This window comes from Methylobacterium sp. Leaf399 (genome assembly GCF_001424525.1).
Classification (GTDB): domain Bacteria; phylum Pseudomonadota; class Alphaproteobacteria; order Rhizobiales; family Beijerinckiaceae; genus Methylobacterium.
On the sequence record NZ_LMQK01000034.1, the window covers coordinates 101,240 to 117,094 of the forward strand.

Genomic DNA, 15,855 nt, shown 5'->3' on the forward strand with positions numbered 1-15,855 from the left:
ACGAGGTCGCGCCGCGTCGAGCGTTAGCCGGAAAGTGTGGGGGGCCGGTTAAGGGAACCGCGGGCATCGGCCGTGATCGTTCCGCCGTCCGGGCGGACGCTCAGATGTTGGGCGCCGCCACCCGCTGGCGCAGCCCGGTGATCACCGCCTTGAGGATGTCGGTGCCCGCGTCGCCCTGGACCTGCCGGTAGCCCTGCGCCGCGTAGATCCGGTCGTGGACGAAGGAGAGCTTGGCGATCACGGCCGGCGTCAGCTTGAAGGGGTAGAGGGCCGGCTGGCCCATGCTGCGGCTGAGCGAATTGATGGCGTAGGTCAACGGCAGCCAGGCCTCGATCATCCGGTCGAGGTCGGGGCTGCGGTGCGGGTCGAACTCGATCCGCACGGTCTGGGGCGCCTGGTTGCGCAGGTGCGGGTTCAGGCTCAGGCCGAACACGCCGGCGGTCTCCAGGGTGTCGACGATGTGGAGGTAATGCGCGAAGGTCTCGGCGAAATCTTCCCACGGGTGGCAGGTGGCATAGGCGCTGACGTAGCCCTCGGCCCAGTCGTCGGGCGGCCCGTAGGCGTGGTGGCGTTGGAGGGCGGCGGCGTAGTTCCGGGTCTCGTCGCCGAACAGATCGCGAAAATCCCACAGGCTCGGGTCCTGGCGCACGAGCATCGTCCAGAAGTAATGGCCGATCTCGTGCCGGAAATGGCCGAGCAGGGTCCGGTAGTATTCGCCGAACAGCATCCGCCGGCGCTCGCGCTCGACGTCGTCGGCCTCGGCGATGTTCATGGTGATGAGGCCGTTGAGATGGCCCGTCATCACCGGCGGCCCGAGGCGGTAGCTCTCGGTGGGGTCCACCAGGAAGTCGAAGGCGAGCCCGGAGGCCGGGTTCTCGGCACGGGTCATCAGCGGCAGACGCAGGCGCATCAGCGAGTAGAACAGGCGGTGCTTGGCCGCCTCGATCTGGCGCCAGCGGGTCAGGTTCCAGGCGATGCGCAGGTCCGGCACCAGCCGGTTGTGGCGGCAGGCGGCGCAGAACGCCCCCGGCTCGTCGTCGGGCACCAGCCAATTGCAGGCGCCGTGCTCGGCGTTGGCGCAGAAGCGATACTTGCGGCCCGGGTCGGCATAGGCGTGCCAGAGGTCTCCCGACGGTTCGAGCGCCGAGACGCTGTGCCCTTCGCAGACGTAGCCGAGGCGCCGTTGGCAACTGTCGCAGGCGGTGCTCTCGAAGCTCACCGGCTGGTCGCAGGCCTGGCACTGGAAGATCTTCATGACGGGGTCTCGATGGCGGAACTCCAGGTGAGGGCGGCGGGCGCACGCCGCGGGCTCGCACCGGGCGTCACCGGCGGGAACCAAGAGGATTGCCGGCCCCCCGGTTCCCGCCACGGCATGATGCACGGGATTTGCTTGCCACCAAGCCTCGCCGCCGGCTCACGAAGCGGGCGCGCGCACCCCGGGCCCTGCGGGATTCGCATCGGCCCGGTTACAGGCCTACCATCGCCGGCCTATAGAGGGCCGGCATCGTGACGGGCGGCCGACGGGCCGTCCCTCGATCATCGCCGTGTCGATCCCGAGCGCGGGACGGGCACGGCCTCCTCGACTGAACTTGCGGGAGCCTCCGTGTCGATCAAAGCCGCCCTGCACCACGTCACCCACTACACCTACGACCGGCCGATCGCGCTGGGGCCGCAGGTGGTGCGGCTGCGTCCGGCGCCGCACACCCGCACCAAGGTGCCGGCCTATTCGCTCACGGTGACGCCCGAGAACCACTTCATCAACTGGCAGCAGGACCCCAACGGCAACTGGCTCGCCCGGCTGGTGTTTCCCGAGAAGACCACCGAACTGAAGATCCAGGTCGACCTCACCGCCGACATGGCGGTGATCAACCCGTTCGACTTCTTCGTGGAGGAGTACGCCCAGAACCGGCCGTTCGCCTACGAGGCCGACCTCACCGCCGAGCTGAAGCCCTACCTCGTCACCGACGACGCCACCGGCCCCGAGATCGACGCCTTCCTGACCCGGCTGCCGACGGAGACCAACACCGTCCTGTTCCTGGTGGCGCTCAACGCGCAGATCGCCGCCGAGGTCGCCTACGGCGTGCGGATGGAGCCGGGCGTCCAGACGCCGGCCGAGACCCTGACCCTCAAGAGCGGCTCGTGCCGCGACTCCGCCTGGCTGCTGGTGCAGGTGCTGCGCCGCCTCGGCATGGCGGCCCGCTTCGTCTCCGGCTACCTGATCCAGCTCATTCCCGACACCACCGCCGTCGACGGGCCGGTCGGCACCTCCACCGATTTCACCGACCTCCACGCCTGGGCCGAGGTCTACCTGCCGGGTGCCGGCTGGATCGGGCTCGACGCCACCTCCGGCCTCCTGTGCGGCGAGGGCCACATCCCCCTGGCGGCGACCCCGCACTACCAGTCGGCGGCCCCGATCTCGGGCCTGGCCGAGCCGGCCGGGGTGACCTTCGGCTTCGAGATGAACGTGACCCGCGTGGCGGAGGCGCCGCGCATCACCAAGCCGTTCTCGGACGCGGTCTGGACCGCGATGGATGCGCTGGGCGAGCGCATCGACGCCGACCTCCTGGCCCAGGACGTGCGCCTGACCATGGGCGGCGAGCCGACCTTCGTCTCCATCGACGACTTCGAATCCGCCGAATGGAACGCCTCCGCCGTGGGGCCGACCAAGCGGGGCCTCGCCGACAAGCTGATCCGGCGCCTGCGCACCCGGTTCGCGCCCGGCGGCATGCTGCACTACGGCCAGGGCAAGTGGTATCCCGGCGAGAGCCTGCCGCGCTGGGCCTTCGCCCTGTTCTGGCGCAAGGACGGGCAGCCGATCTGGCGCGACGCCGACCTGATCGCCTCCGAGACCGGCCCGCGCGACGCCAAGATCCACCAGGCCAAGGCCCTCATCGACGGGCTCGCGGGCAAGCTCGGCCTCTCCGCCTACGTGCTCCCGGCCTACGAGGACCCGGTCTACTGGCAGGAGAAGAAGGACGAACTGCCGGTCAACGTCACCACCTCGGACCCGAAGTTCCCCAACCCCGAGACCAACGCCCGCATGAAGCGGGTGTTCGAGCGGGGCCTGGGCGAGCCCACCGGGTTCGCCCTTCCGCTGGCGAGCCTCGCCCTGGGGGAGGACGACGCTCGGCGCTGGATCTCGGAGGCCTGGGAGTTCCGGCGCGGCCACGCCTTCCTCACGCCGGGCGATTCCCCGGCGGGCTACCGCCTGCCGCTGTCCTCGCTCCCCTACGTGCCGCCCGAGCACTATCCCTACTACCAGCCGCAGGACCCGCTCGAAGAGCGTGGGGTGCTGCCCGGGGCGGCGCCGGCCACGGCGACGGCCAACGGCTCGGGCGTCACCGGGGTGGCGGTGCGTACCGCCCTGGCGATCGAGCCGCGCGAGGGCGTGCTGCACGTCTTCATGCCGCCCCTCGAACGGGTGGACGAGTACCTGGAACTGCTCGGCCACCTAGAGGCCGTGGCCACCGACCTCGGCCAGCCCCTGCACATCGAGGGCTACGAGCCGCCGTTCGATCCGCGCATCGGCGTCATCAAGGTCACGCCCGATCCCGGCGTGATCGAGGTCAACGTGCACCCCGCCGCCAGCTGGCGCGAGGCCGTCGCCATCACCACCGACCTCTACGAGGAGGCCCGCCAGATCCGGCTCGGCGCCCAGAAGTTCATGATCGACGGGCGCCACACCGGCACCGGCGGCGGCAACCACGTGGTGCTCGGCGGCGCCACGCCGGCGGATTCGCCGTTCCTGCGCCGGCCCGACCTCCTCAAGAGCCTGGTGCTGTACTGGCAGCGCCACCCCTCGCTCTCGTACCTGTTCGCCGGCCTCTACATCGGTCCCACCAGCCAGGCACCGCGCATGGACGAGGCCCGCCACGACGGGCTCTACGAACTCGAGATCGCGCTGGCCCAGGTGCCCAAGCCCGACGAGCCCAACATCCCGCGCTGGCTCGTGGACCGCATCTTCCGCAACATCCTGGTGGACGTCACCGGCAACACCCACCGCTCCGAGATCTGCATCGACAAGCTGTACTCGCCGGACGGGCCGACGGGGCGCCTCGGGCTGCTCGAGTTCCGCTCCTTCGAGATGCCGCCGGACCCGCGCATGAGCCTGGCGCAGCAGCTCCTCCTGCGCGCCATCGTGGCCTGGGCCTGGCGCGAGCCGCAAGGTGGCGGCTGCGTCCGCTGGGGCACCGGGCTGCACGACCGCTTCATGCTGCCCCACTTCCTCTGGAGCGACTTCCTCGGCGTCCTCGCGGACCTGCGCGAGGCCGGCTACGACTTCGACCCGGCCGCCTTCCAGGCGCAGTTCGAGTTCCGCTTCCCCGTGTTCGGCAGCATCGAGCAGGGCGGCGTGAGCCTCGAACTGCGCCAGGCCCTGGAGCCCTGGCACGTGCTCGGCGAAGAGGGCGCCATCGGCGGCACCGTGCGCTACGTCGATTCCTCGGTGGAGCGCCTGCAGGTGAAGGCCACCGGCTTCGTGCCCGGCCGCCACGTCATCGCCTGCAACGGCCGGCGCCTGCCGATGACCTCCACCGGGGTCTCCGGCGAGGCCGTGGCGGGCCTGCGCTTCAAGGCCTGGCAACCGGCCTCGTCGATGCATCCGACGATTCCGGCCCATTCGCCCCTCACCATCGACATCCTCGATGCGTGGAGCGGGCGTTCGCTCGGCGGCTGCCGCTACCACGTCAGCCATCCGGGCGGGCGCAACTACGAGACCTTCCCGGTCAACACCTACGAGGCCGAGGGGCGGCGCCTGGCACGGTTCCAGGCGCACGGCCACACCCCCGGCAAGGTCGCGATGCCGCCCGAGGAGGGCAGCCGCGAGTTCCCCATGACCCTCGACATGCGGGTTCCGGCCCCGACATGACACCGCCCCCGGGATCGGCGCACGAGACACCGAGCCAGCGCATCGCCCGCTGGACGGCCGGCTACCGGCCGCACGCGGGCGTGCCGGACGAGTTCATGGACGACCAGGGCCGGGTGAAGGGGGCCTGGCCGCGGGTGCTCGACCGCCTCGGCGCCATGGACGAATCCGAGATCGGCGCCCGCTTCGCCTCCGCCGAACGCCACATCCGCGATGCCGGGGTCTCCTACCGGATCTACGGCGACCAGCGCGACCACGCCTGGCCGCTGGGCTCGATGCCGCTGGTGATCGAGGAGGACGAGTGGCGCTCCCTGAGCGAGGGCATCGTCGAGCGCGCCGGCCTGATGGAATGGGTGCTCTCCGACATCTACGGCGCCGGCAGCCTGGTGGCGCAGGGTCTGCTCCCCGCCGCCGCGGTGGCCGGCAGCCCCGAGTTCCTGCGGCCGCTCCACGGCGTCGCGCCGCCGGGCGGGCGCTGGCTCAAGCTCTACGCCGCCGACATCGGCCGCGGCCCCGACGGGCGCTGGCGGGTGCTCGCCGACCGGACGCAGTCTCCCTCCGGCCCGGGTTACGCGCTGGAGAACCGGCTGGTGCTCACCCGCGCCTTCCCCGACCTCTACACCGACCTCCACGTCGAGCGGCTGGCGAGCTTCTTCCAGGCGTTTCGCGAGGGCCTGGCGGTGGGGGCCCAGCGCAGCGATCCGCGCATCTGCCTGCTGACCTCCGGGCCGATGAGCTCGACCTACGTCGAGCAGGCGGCGCTGGCGCGCTACCTCGGGCTGCTGCTGGTGGAGGGCGACGACCTCGTCACCCAGGACGGGGTGCTGCACGTGCGCACCGTCTCGGGCCTCAAGCGGGCCGACGTCCTGTGGCGGCGGATCGATTCCGATTACATGGACCCCCTCGAACTCAACCCGGCCTCGCGGCTGGGGGTGCCCGGGCTGGTCGAAGCCCTGCGCGGGGGCCACCTGGTCGTGGGCAACATGCCGGGCTCGGGCATCCTCGAATCGGGCGCGCTCTCGCCCTACCTCGGCGGCATCGCCCGGCACGTGCTGGGGCACGGCCTGTCGCTGCCGGGGCCGCGCTCGTGGTGGTGCGGCGATCCCGACGCCCTCGCCCATGTCCGCGACCACCTCGACGGCCTCACCCTCCGCCCGGTGGCGACCCCCGGCAAGGGCATGGCCCGCGACGCCATCCTCGGGCCCCACGCGCTGGAGGCCGAGCGCGAGCGCCTGGTCTCGGCCCTGCGCGACCGGCCGTTCGACTTCGTCGCCGAGGAAGCGGCGCCCCTCTCCACCACCCCCGGCTGGGAGCGGGGCCCGGGCGGGCTGCGCCTGGTGCCGCGCCCGTTCGTGATGCGGGTGTTCGCGGCCGCCACCCCCGAGGGCTGGCGCGTCATGCCCGGCGGGTTCTGCCGCATCTCCGAACGGCCGGACGTCGCCCCCATCGAGATGCGGGCGGGCATCAAGTCGGCAGACGTGTGGGTCCTGTCGAACCGGCCGGTGGAATCGGTCTCGCTGATCCAGCAGGGCGCGCCCCGTGTGCGGCGCATCGCCGGGCACCTGCCGTCGCGGGCGGCCGACAACCTGTTCTGGTTCGGTCGCTACGTCGAGCGCGCCGAGATCGTGATCCGCCTCGTCATCGCGCATCTGGGCAGCGTCGGCGACGCGGTGGTGGCGGATCTGGCCGGCGACGCCAAGGCACCCACCGCCCTGCGCATCCGGGCGCTCCTCGACGAATGGGGCGCCATCAGCGCGCCCGACCTGCCCACCGTCGCCATCGCCCGCGAGGCCCTGTGCGGTCGCAAGACCCACGGCTCGGCCCTGGCGCACGGGCTGTCGGCGCGGGACAACGCCGCCTCCCTGCGCGAGCGCCTCTCCAGCGAGGCCTGGCGGGTGCTCACGGACCTGCGCGACGCCCTCGACCACGACGACGGCGAGGCGCGCTCGGAGGCGGAGCTGCTCGGCCTCGCCGAGCGGGCGCTCAGCCACATCGCCGCCCTCTCGGGGCTGGCCGGCGAGAACATGAACCGCACCGCCGGCTGGCACTTCGTCGACCTCGGCCGGCGCATCGAGCGGGCGATCAACACCAGCGCCCTGGCGGTGCGGTTCGCCGGCGACGAGGCGGGGGCCGAGGACCTGGCGGTGATGCTGTCGCTGTGCGACTCGCATATCACCTACGGCGCGCGCTACATGCACGGCGTCGCCCTCGATCCGGTGCGGGACATGGTGCTGCTCGACGCCTTCAACCCCCGCTCGGTGGCCTTCCAGATCGAGGCGATCGTGCGCCACCTCGACGAGTTGCCGGCCCTGCGCGCCGACGGCCTGCCCGAGCCGCACCGGCGCCTCGCCCTGCAGCTGCGGGCCGAGTTCTCCACCGGCGAGGCGGTGGACTTCGAGAGCGCGACGCTGGCCCGCCTGGAGGCCTCGTTCGAGAGCCTGGCCGACGCCATCGCCGGACGCTACTTCCCCAACGGCCCGCATGCCCTGCGGCCCGAGAAGCTGATGGGGCTCGCGTGATCTACACGCTGCGCCACCTCACCCGCTATCGCTACGGCAAGCCGGTCCGCTTCGCCCGCTGCGCCCTGCGCCTGCGGCCCCAGGACGGCGACGGCCAGCGGGTGCTGGAGAGCACCCTCGCAATCTCGCCGACCCCGCGCACCCGCATCGTGCGGCGCGACTACTTCGGCCTGGAGACCGAGGCGGTGACCATCGACGCGGTCCACAGCGAGCTGCGGGTCGAGGCCCTGTCGCGGGTGCTGGTGGAGCGACCGGCCCTGCCCGAGCCCGAATCCGGCCCGAGCTGGGAGGAGGTCCGCCTGTCCGCCCTGGCGTCGCGGTCGCTGGCGCCCGAGGCGCCGATCCACTTCCTGTTCCCGAGCGTGCGGGTGCCCCTGGTGGCGGAGGTGACGGACTACGCCCGCGCCAGCTTCCCGCCCGGCCGCAGCGCCTACGGCGGCGCCTTCGACCTGATGATGCGCATCCGGGCCGATTTCCGATTCGATTCCAAGGCCACCACCGTGCAGACCCCCCTGGCGGAATCCTTCGCCCTGCGCGCCGGCGTCTGCCAGGACTTCGCCCATATCATGATCGCGGCCCTGCGCGGCCTCGGGCTGCCGGCGGCCTACGTCAGCGGCTACCTGCGCACCATCCCGCCGCCGGGCCGGCCGCGCCTGCGCGGGGCGGACGCCAGCCACGCCTGGGTCGCGGTCTGGTGCGGGCAGGGCTGGATCGGCCTCGACCCCACCAACGGCATCGGCGTGCGCGACGACCACATCCTGGTGGCGCGCGGCCGCGACTACACCGACGTCTCCCCCATCGACGGCATCGTCTCCTCCTCCGGCTCGCAGAAGCTGCGGGTGGAGGTGGACGTGATCCCCGAGGGCGAGGCGATGCCGCCCGAGGTCGCGGAGTTCGAACGGGCCGAGCCCGAGGCCGCCACGGCCTGACCCGGGCGAGCCCACCTCCGCTTCGCAGGATCGCCGGCCGACGGCGGTCGCCCCGCCCGGGAAACCGGAGTGTCCGGGCTCATCCTCATGAGCTTCGACGACGGCACCTGGTCGGACCGTGGACCGACCTGGAATTGGAATTCCTATACCTTTCGTGCATGCTCCGGCGCATCGGGCCGGCCCGCCAGGAACAATAAGGCGGGACGCTCGGCCGTGGAGGAAACATGAACGAGATCGTCAAGCCCGACTCGCTGCTCGTCGCCCAGGCCGAGAGCCTGACCGAGACCTTCTTCGGCGGCTGCCCGCACGACTGTCCCGACACCTGCTCGATGCTGTTCGAGGTGAAGGATGGCGAGCTCCTGAGCGTGCGCGGCAACCCGGACCATCCGATGACCCGCGGCGGCCTGTGCGTGAAGCTCAAGGACTACGAGAAGCGCCACTACCATCCCGATCGTCTGCTCTACCCGATGAAGCGGGTCGGCCCGAAGGGCTCGAAGCAGTTCGAGCGCATCACCTGGGACGAGGCCCTCGACACGATCGTCACGCGCTGGAAGGGCATCGTCGACCAGTACGGCCCCGAGGCCATCGCCCCCTACAGCTACCTCGGCAACCAGGGCCTCGTGCACGGGCTGAACGGCGGCGACGCCTTCTTCAACCGCCTGGGCGCCACGGTGACCGAGCGCACCTTCTGCGGCGAGGGCTCGTGCACGGCCTGGCTGCTCACGGTCGGCCCCACCGCCGGCCTCGACCCGGACAGCTACATCCACTCCAAGTACATCGTGATCTGGGCCTGCAACTCGGTCAGCACCAACCTGCACCATTGGGCCATCGTCAAGGACGCCCAGAAGAAGGGCGCCAAGGTCGTCGTGATCGACGCCTACGCCTCGCGGACCGCCAAAGCCGCCGACTGGCACATCGCGCCCAAGCCCGGCACGGACGGCGCGCTCGCCATGGCGCTGATCAACTCGATCATCGAACAGGGCCTCGTCGACCAGGACTACGTCGACAACTACACGGTCGGTTTCGAGGACCTGAAGGAGCGTGCCGCTCCGCGTACGCCGGAATGGGCCGCCGAGATCACCGGCATCCCGGCCGAGGACATCCGCACGCTCGCCCGCGAGATGGCCACCGAGCAGCCCGTGGGCATCCGCATGGGCGTGGCGCTGGAGCGGCACTACGGCGGCGGCCAGACCATCCGGGCGGTGTCCTCGATCCCGGCGCTGACCGGCGCCTGGCGCCACGTCGGCGGCGGCGTCACGCAGTTCGGCGTCTGGGAGCACCCCTACAAGTTCGACGTGATGTGCCGCCCCGACCTGATCCCGGAAGGCACCCGCGTCGTCTCGAACCTGCAGATCGGACGCGCGCTCACCGGCGAATTGCAGCTCGACCCGCCGATCATGTCGATGATGTGCTGGAACTCGAACCCGGTCACGCAGGCGCCCGAGACCGACAAGATCGTCGCCGGGCTGATGCGCGAGGACCTGTTCATGGTCTCGGCCGAGCACTTCGTCTCGGACACCGCAGCCTACGCCGACATCCTGCTCCCCGCCACGATGGGCGCGGAGATGGAGGACATGATCCTGTCCTGGGGCCACCTCTACCTGACCTACAACACCAAGTGCGCCGAGGCGCCGGGGGAGGCGATCCCCAACAACGAGATCTTCCGGCGGCTGGCCGCCCGGCTCGGCTTCGAGGAGGAGAACTTCAAGTGGACCGACACGGAGTGCCTGGAGCACTACGTGGACTGGAACGCGCCGGCCTGCGAGGGCATCGATCTCCAGTACATGCGCGAGAACGGCTTCGCCCGACTCAAGGTCGGCACGCCGGACGACCGGGCGCCGCACCGGGAAGGCAACTTCCCGACGCCCACCGGCAAGTGCATGCTCAAGGTCGAGGGCGCCACCAACTTCGTCGCCCCGCCGTTCCGGCAGATGTACGAGGGCTTCCAGCCCGGCGAGGCGCTCGACCCGCTGCCCGACTACCTCGGCCCCCGCGAGTCCCACGCGAACGATCCGGAGCTCGCCAGGCGCTTCCCGCTCAACATCGTCTCGCCGAAAAGCCACTACTTCCTGAACTCCTGCTACGCCAACATGGAGGACAAGCAGAAGGGCCAGGGCGAGCAGTTCGTGATGATCAGTCAAGCCGACGCCGACGCGCGCGGGATCAGGGACGGCGACCGCGTCCAGGTCGCCAACGACCGCGGCGCCTTCAAGGGCGTGGCGCGCATCACCGAAGACGTCAGGGCCGGCATCGTCGTGGCGACGCTGGGCTACTGGCGCCAGCTCAACGACGGCACGGTCAACAGCATCAGCTCGTCGGCCTTCACCGACATGGGCCACGCCCCGTCCTTCTCCGACAACCTCGTCGAGGTGTCGCGCGCCAACTGAGCCCCCGCGGGACGTCACGACGACAGCAGGCGCCCGAAAGGGCGCCTGCTGTCGCGCATGCCATGGAGCGACGGCCCGATGGACTTGTCCCGCAGCCCTCGCTAAGGGCGCGAACGGCGCAGGTCGGCGCCGAGCCGGGAGCATGGCCGTGTTGAGTCCGAGCGAAGCCGCCGTGCGCGAGGCCATCCTCGCCTTCGTCGCCAGCCGCAATCCCGGCATCGCGCCCGGCGCGGTGACCGGGGCGACCTCCCTCGTCACCAGCGACGTCCTCGATTCGATTGGGGTGCTCGACCTCCTGATGGAGCTGGGCGAGCGCTTCGACGTGCCCGTGGACGAGGAGAGCTTCGCGCTTCCCAACTTCGAGAGCGTCGACGCCCTGGCCCGGTCCATCGACGGCAGGCGGGTGCGGGCCTGACCACCGGCATGGCCGTCCCACGCCTGCTGCACCACCTCCTCGACGGTCCGGCCAGCGCGGGCGGGCGCGAGGCCATCGTCGATGGCGCCGACCGCGTGAGCTACGACGCCCTGCGCGGCCGGGTGACGGTTCTGGCCGACCGCCTGAGGACGGCGGGGGTGGGGGCGGGCGACCGGGTCGGGATCCTCCTGCCGAAATCGGCGGCGGAATGTGCCGCGATCTTCGCCGTGAGCCTCGCGGGCGGGGTCGTGGTGCCGATCCATCCGAGCCTGAAGCCGCCCCAGGTCCGGCACATCCTGGACGATTGCGGGGCCGGCGCGCTGGTGAGCGACGCGACCTCCGATCCGCTGTCCCTTGGGGGCGGCGACCGCCCGGACGACACCGTCCGCGTCTTCGCCCTGGCACCGCGGGACGGCCCGCCTCCTCCGGAAAACCTCGCGGCGATCCTCTACACCTCCGGCTCCACCGGGTTGCCCAAGGGGGTGATGCTCAGCCACGCCAACCTCCTGGCCGGCACCCGGATCGTGCGGGGCTACCTCGGGATCGGGCCCGACGACCGCCTGCTCTCGGTGCTGCCGCTGTCGTTCGACTACGGCCTCAACCAGTTGCTGACGAGCGTGGAGCAGGGGGCCTGCCTCGTGCTGCACCGGGTTCGGTTCGGGGATGCCCTGGTGGCGGCGCTGGCCGAACACCGCATCACCGGGCTCGCGGGGGTGCCGACCCTGTGGACGCTCCTGACCCGGGCCGCCCCCAGCCTCGCCGCCACGGCGCTGCCGCACCTGCGCTACCTCACCAATTCCGGCGGCGCGGTGCCGCCCGAGACCGTGGCCCGCCTGGCCCGGGCCCTGCCGGACACCGACATCGTCCTGATGTACGGGCTGACGGAAGCCTTCCGCTCGACCTGGCTGCCGCCGGGCGAGGTCGCCCGGCGCCCCGGCTCCATCGGCCGGGCCATCCCCGAGACGGAGGTCTTCTGCGTCGATGCCCGGGGGCGCCGCACCGGGCCGGGCGAGCCGGGCATCCTGATGCACCGCGGCCCCACCGTGTCGCTGGGCTACTGGAACCGGCCCGAGGACACCGCGCGGGTGATCGTGCCCGATCCGGACGATCCCGCCGCGCCTCCGGTGTGCCGCTCGGGCGACCTCGCGGTGGTGGACGCCGACGGTTACTTCACCTTCCTCGGCCGGGCCGACGCCCTCATCAAGAGTGCGGGGTTCCGCATCAGCCCCAACGAGGTCGAGGCGGCCCTGATGGAGACGGGCGCCTTCCGCTCCGTGGCGGTGATCGGCCTGCCCGATCCCGACCTCGGCCAGCGCGTGCATGCGGTGGCGGTGGCGGCGCAGGACGGCCCCTCGACGCAGGCCGCGATGACGCGGGTGCGGACGCGTCTGGCCCCCCACATGGTGCCCCGCGCCATCGAGGCGGTGGAGGCGCTGCCCGTCACCCCCAACGGCAAGGTCGACTACACCCGCCTCGTCGCGGAACGGACCGATCATGCCCCAAGCGACCATGCCTGAGCCGGCCGACCTCGCCGACCGCCTGATCGCGCGCCACTTTCCCCGGGACGGGGAGGGCGGCCTCACGATCGGCGGCCTGTCCGTCGCAGCCCTCGCCGACACCTACGGCACGCCGCTGTTCCTCTACGACGCGGCGGTGATGCGCTCCGCCTATCGCGCCCTGGCAGGGGCGGTGGCCGGGTTCGCGCAGGTGGACTACTCGGTCAAGGCCAACCCCGCCCCGGCGGTGATCCGGGTGTTCGCGCAGGAGGGGGCGGGCGCCGAGATCGCCTCGGGCGCCGAGTTCGAGGCGGCCCTGGGGGCAGGGCTGGCGGCGGACCGCATCCTGTTCGCCGGGCCGGGCAAGGGCGAGACGGAGATCGACCGGGTGGTGGCCGCCGGCATCGGCGAGATCCATCTCGAGAACGCCGAGGAGATGGCCCGCGTCGCCGCGGCCGCCAGACGCCACGGCCGCACCGCGCGGGTGGCGATCCGGATCAACCCCGGCCCCGAGGCGCAGGGCGGGGCCATGCGCATGGGCGGAAAACCCTCGCCGTTCGGCTTCGACGAGGAGGACCTCGACGCGGTGGTCGATGCCGTCGAGGCCGAGCCCGGCCTGGCGCTCTCCGGCATCCACCTGTTCGCCGGGACGCAGGGGCTCATGGCCGCGACGCTGCTGGCGCAATGGGGCCATGGGCTCGCCCTGGCCGCGCGGGTGGCCGACCGGATCGGCCGGCCACTGGCCACGATCGACCTCGGCGGCGGCCTCGGCATCCCGTATTTCGCCTCCGATTCCGACCTCGACCTCGACGCGATCCGCGCGGGCGTGCCGGCCCTCGCACGGAGCCTCGCCGCGCATCCGGGGCTGGCGGGCGCCCGCGTCGTCCTGGAACCCGGCCGCTACCTCGCCGGTCCGGCCGGGATCTACGTCGCACGGGTGCGGGCGGTGAAGGTCTCGCGCGGCACCCGCTTCCTCATCACCGACGGCGGCCTCCATCACCACCTGGCGGCCTCGGGCAACCTCGGCCAGGTGATCAAGCGCGACTATCCGGTGAGCGCGGTGCGCGAGGCCCCCGACAGCCCGCGCAGCCCCTGCGCCGTGGTCGGCCCCCTGTGCACGCCCCTCGACATGCTGGCGCGGGCGACGGCGCTGCCGGATCTCGCCGAGGGCGACCTCGTCGCGGTGCTGCAGTCGGGCGCCTACGGCCTCACCGCCAGCCCCACCGGTTTCCTGAGCCACCCGCTCCCGGCGGAAGTGCTGGTGGACGCAGGCCGCGCGGCGCGGATCGGCTCGCCATAAACCGGTCGCTCAGGCGCCCCGCTCGGAATAGCGCCGGAAGGCTTCCAGCGTCTCGGCGCTGACGTGGTGCTCGATGCCTTCCGCGTCGCGACGCGCCGTCTCCGGGCTGACGCCGAGCGCACACAGGAACAGTTCGACGATGCGGTGCCGCTCCCGGCTCTGGGCGGCCAGGGCCTGGCCGGCGGCGGTGAGGAAGACGCCGCGGTAGGGCCGCTGCTGCACGAAGCCGTCCTCGGCCAGGCGCTTGAGCATCTTGGCGACGGTGGGCTGGGCGACGCCCAGGCGCGCGGCGATGTCGACCTGCCGCGCCTCGCCGCCGTCGCCGATCAGGTCGGAGATGAGCTCGACGTAATCCTCGACCAGTTCCAGGCGCCGGGCCTCGCGCGCCTGGCGGAAGCTCTCCACATGCACGTCCGGATCGATGAGAGGCACCTCGGCCTCGGATCGGGAGGGTTCGCGCATGATGCCGGCTGACTCTCGCGGTCGCTGCGGCGCCGCGTCGCGCGGTGCCGTCCGGCCCCTGTTTAGCCAAGCCCGGCCCCGGATGGGAGCCCCCCGGACGGGTTCGCACGGGATTCGAGGGTCTGGGGGTGGCGCAGGTGCGCCACGAAATCCCGCGCGAAGGCGGGCAGGGCGTCGAGGGCGCGCAGGCACAGGGTGAGGTCGCGCAGGGCCCATGGGTCGGTGAGCGGCACGATGCCGATGGCCATGCCGCGCATGGCACGCCGGGCCGTGGTCTCCGGCACGATGCCGACCCCGACCCCGCATTCGACGAGGCGGCAGACCGCATCGAAGCTGCGCAGCTGCACCCGCAGCCGCAGGGAGCGGCCGTCGATGCGCCCGGCCTTGTCGGCCAGGAACCGGGTGAGGGCGCTCGCCCGGTCGAGCCCGACGAGGTCGTGGGCGAGCACGTCGGCGAAGCTCACCGCCTCGGCCGCGGCCAGGGCGTGGCCGGGGGCCACCACCACCACGAAGCGGTCCTGCCGGAACGGATAGGTCTGGAGGGTGCCGGTATCGACGGTGCCGGCCACGATGCCCAGATCCGCCGCGCCCTCGGCCACGAGGCCGACGATCTCGTCCGAGGTCCGCTCCTCGATGTCGACGCTGACGCCGGGGTGGCGGCCGAGGTAGGCGCTGAGCACTTCGGGCAGGAATTCGGTGAGCGCGTTGGTGTTCGACAGGAGCCTGATCTGCCCCACCGTGCCGCCGGCGTAGGCGGCCAGCTCCCCCTGCATCCGCTCGACACGGTCAAGCAGGACGCGGGCGTGGGCGAGCAGGGTCCGGCCCGCCGGGGTGAGGGCGACGCCCTGGCGGCTGCGGATGAGGAGGGCGGCCCCCAGGGTCTCCTCCATCCCCCGCACCCGGGCGGAGGCCGCCGCCAGCGCCAGGTTGGCCCGCGCCGCGCCGTGGGTGATCGAGCCGGCCTCGACCACGTGGCGGAACAGGCTGAGATCGACGAGGTCGAAACGCATCATCGGGCCGGTTTCCTAATCGCCGCGCGTCCTGCCGGATCCGCGTGAAACGAACCGGGTGCGATCAGCACTTCCTTAACCTTGTCGCCCGATGCTGCGCACCATGGTTGTCCGTCGCCGCGTCCGTTCCGTCCTGATGCCCCTCGGCCTCTTCGCCGTGTCTGCGCTCGTCGTGACCTATTTCGTGCAGCAGGCCGAGAGCGGCAACCGCGGCCTCGTCGCCAAGCGCGCCCTCAAGATCCAGGCCTACGGCCTCAACCAGGAACTCGCGGCCGCACGGGCCGACCGGGCGATCTGGGAGCACCGGGTCGCGCTGCTGCGGTCGGACCAGATCGACCGCGACCTCCTGGAGGAGCGTGCCCGGGTGATGCTCGGCCGCGTCCACGCCAACGACGTGGTGATCATCGATCCCTGAAAACGGGGCGCGCCGGCGCACCGCGGTTGCCGCGATCCGTTCCGGCGGCGCGACGGGC

11 protein-coding genes are annotated in these 15,855 nt (G+C 71.9%); 8 read left to right on the top strand and 3 right to left on the bottom strand.

Annotated elements, in window-relative coordinates:
* Positions 1-100 precede the first annotated feature (100 nt).
* Positions 101-1,255, bottom strand: a complete 1,155-nt coding sequence (locus ASG40_RS18960) for a zinc-binding metallopeptidase family protein (protein ID WP_055889270.1) — start codon at positions 1,253-1,255, stop codon at positions 101-103.
* Between the two features lie 348 nt (positions 1,256-1,603).
* Here ASG40_RS18960 and ASG40_RS18965 point away from each other — a divergent pair, with 348 nt between their 5' ends.
* From ASG40_RS18965 to ASG40_RS18995, 7 genes are all read left to right on the top strand, one after another.
* A complete protein-coding gene (locus ASG40_RS18965) occupies positions 1,604-4,867 on the top strand; it encodes a transglutaminase family protein (protein WP_055889273.1) in 3,264 nt (1,087 codons plus the stop codon).
* Complete coding sequence (locus tag ASG40_RS18970) at positions 4,864-7,383, top strand: circularly permuted type 2 ATP-grasp protein (RefSeq protein WP_055889274.1); 2,520 nt, start codon at positions 4,864-4,866, stop codon at positions 7,381-7,383. The genes ASG40_RS18965 and ASG40_RS18970 overlap by 4 nt, the downstream gene beginning before the upstream one ends.
* Complete coding sequence (locus tag ASG40_RS18975; RefSeq protein ID WP_055889277.1) at positions 7,380-8,312, top strand: transglutaminase family protein; 933 nt, start codon at positions 7,380-7,382, stop codon at positions 8,310-8,312. Before ASG40_RS18970 ends, ASG40_RS18975 begins: the two co-directional genes overlap by 4 nt.
* A gap of 224 nt (positions 8,313-8,536) precedes the next feature.
* Positions 8,537-10,699 carry a molybdopterin-containing oxidoreductase family protein gene (locus ASG40_RS18980; protein WP_055889281.1) on the top strand — a complete coding sequence of 721 codons (2,163 nt, stop codon included), beginning with the start codon at positions 8,537-8,539 and terminating at the stop codon, positions 10,697-10,699.
* A gap of 142 nt (positions 10,700-10,841) precedes the next feature.
* A complete protein-coding gene (locus ASG40_RS18985) occupies positions 10,842-11,114 on the top strand; it encodes an acyl carrier protein (RefSeq protein ID WP_055889284.1) in 273 nt (90 codons plus the stop codon).
* Between the two features lie 8 nt (positions 11,115-11,122).
* The gene (locus tag ASG40_RS18990; protein WP_055889287.1) at positions 11,123-12,631 is read left to right on the top strand and encodes an AMP-binding protein; all 1,509 of its coding nucleotides are present in this window, start codon (positions 11,123-11,125) and stop codon (positions 12,629-12,631) included.
* The gene (locus ASG40_RS18995; protein ID WP_055889289.1) at positions 12,624-13,910 is read left to right on the top strand and encodes a type III PLP-dependent enzyme; all 1,287 of its coding nucleotides are present in this window, start codon (positions 12,624-12,626) and stop codon (positions 13,908-13,910) included. The genes ASG40_RS18990 and ASG40_RS18995 overlap by 8 nt, the downstream gene beginning before the upstream one ends.
* Before the next feature lie 9 nt (positions 13,911-13,919).
* Here ASG40_RS18995 and mntR read toward each other — a convergent pair whose 3' ends face one another.
* Both mntR and ASG40_RS19005 read right to left on the bottom strand, forming a co-directional pair.
* Positions 13,920-14,372, bottom strand: a complete 453-nt coding sequence (gene mntR, locus ASG40_RS19000) for a manganese-binding transcriptional regulator MntR (protein WP_055889292.1) — start codon at positions 14,370-14,372, stop codon at positions 13,920-13,922.
* 62 nt (positions 14,373-14,434) lie between these two features.
* Positions 14,435-15,382 carry a LysR family transcriptional regulator gene (locus ASG40_RS19005; RefSeq protein ID WP_055889488.1) on the bottom strand — a complete coding sequence of 316 codons (948 nt, stop codon included), beginning with the start codon at positions 15,380-15,382 and terminating at the stop codon, positions 14,435-14,437.
* Between the two features lie 103 nt (positions 15,383-15,485).
* Here ASG40_RS19005 and ASG40_RS19010 point away from each other — a divergent pair, with 103 nt between their 5' ends.
* Positions 15,486-15,797, top strand: a complete 312-nt coding sequence (locus ASG40_RS19010; RefSeq protein ID WP_055889490.1) for an FtsB family cell division protein — start codon at positions 15,486-15,488, stop codon at positions 15,795-15,797.
* The last annotated feature ends 58 nt before the right edge of the window (positions 15,798-15,855 follow it).

What these genes read in the sequence shown, in the direction of transcription:
- ASG40_RS18960 (WP_055889270.1), bottom strand. Translation starts at nt 1,255, where the DNA reads ATGAAGATCTTCCAGTGCCAGGCCTGCGACCAGCCGGTGAGCTTCGAG.
- ASG40_RS18970 (WP_055889274.1), top strand. Translation starts at nt 4,864, where the DNA reads ATGACACCGCCCCCGGGATCGGCGCACGAGACACCGAGCCAGCGCATC.
- ASG40_RS18980 (WP_055889281.1), top strand. Translation starts at nt 8,537, where the DNA reads ATGAACGAGATCGTCAAGCCCGACTCGCTGCTCGTCGCCCAGGCCGAG.
- ASG40_RS18985 (WP_055889284.1), top strand. Translation starts at nt 10,842, where the DNA reads ATGGCCGTGTTGAGTCCGAGCGAAGCCGCCGTGCGCGAGGCCATCCTC.
- ASG40_RS18990 (WP_055889287.1), top strand. Translation starts at nt 11,123, where the DNA reads ATGGCCGTCCCACGCCTGCTGCACCACCTCCTCGACGGTCCGGCCAGC.
- ASG40_RS18995 (WP_055889289.1), top strand. Translation starts at nt 12,624, where the DNA reads ATGCCTGAGCCGGCCGACCTCGCCGACCGCCTGATCGCGCGCCACTTT.
- mntR (WP_055889292.1), bottom strand. Translation starts at nt 14,372, where the DNA reads ATGCGCGAACCCTCCCGATCCGAGGCCGAGGTGCCTCTCATCGATCCG.
- ASG40_RS19005 (WP_055889488.1), bottom strand. Translation starts at nt 15,382, where the DNA reads ATGCGTTTCGACCTCGTCGATCTCAGCCTGTTCCGCCACGTGGTCGAG.
- ASG40_RS19010 (WP_055889490.1), top strand. Translation starts at nt 15,486, where the DNA reads ATGGTTGTCCGTCGCCGCGTCCGTTCCGTCCTGATGCCCCTCGGCCTC.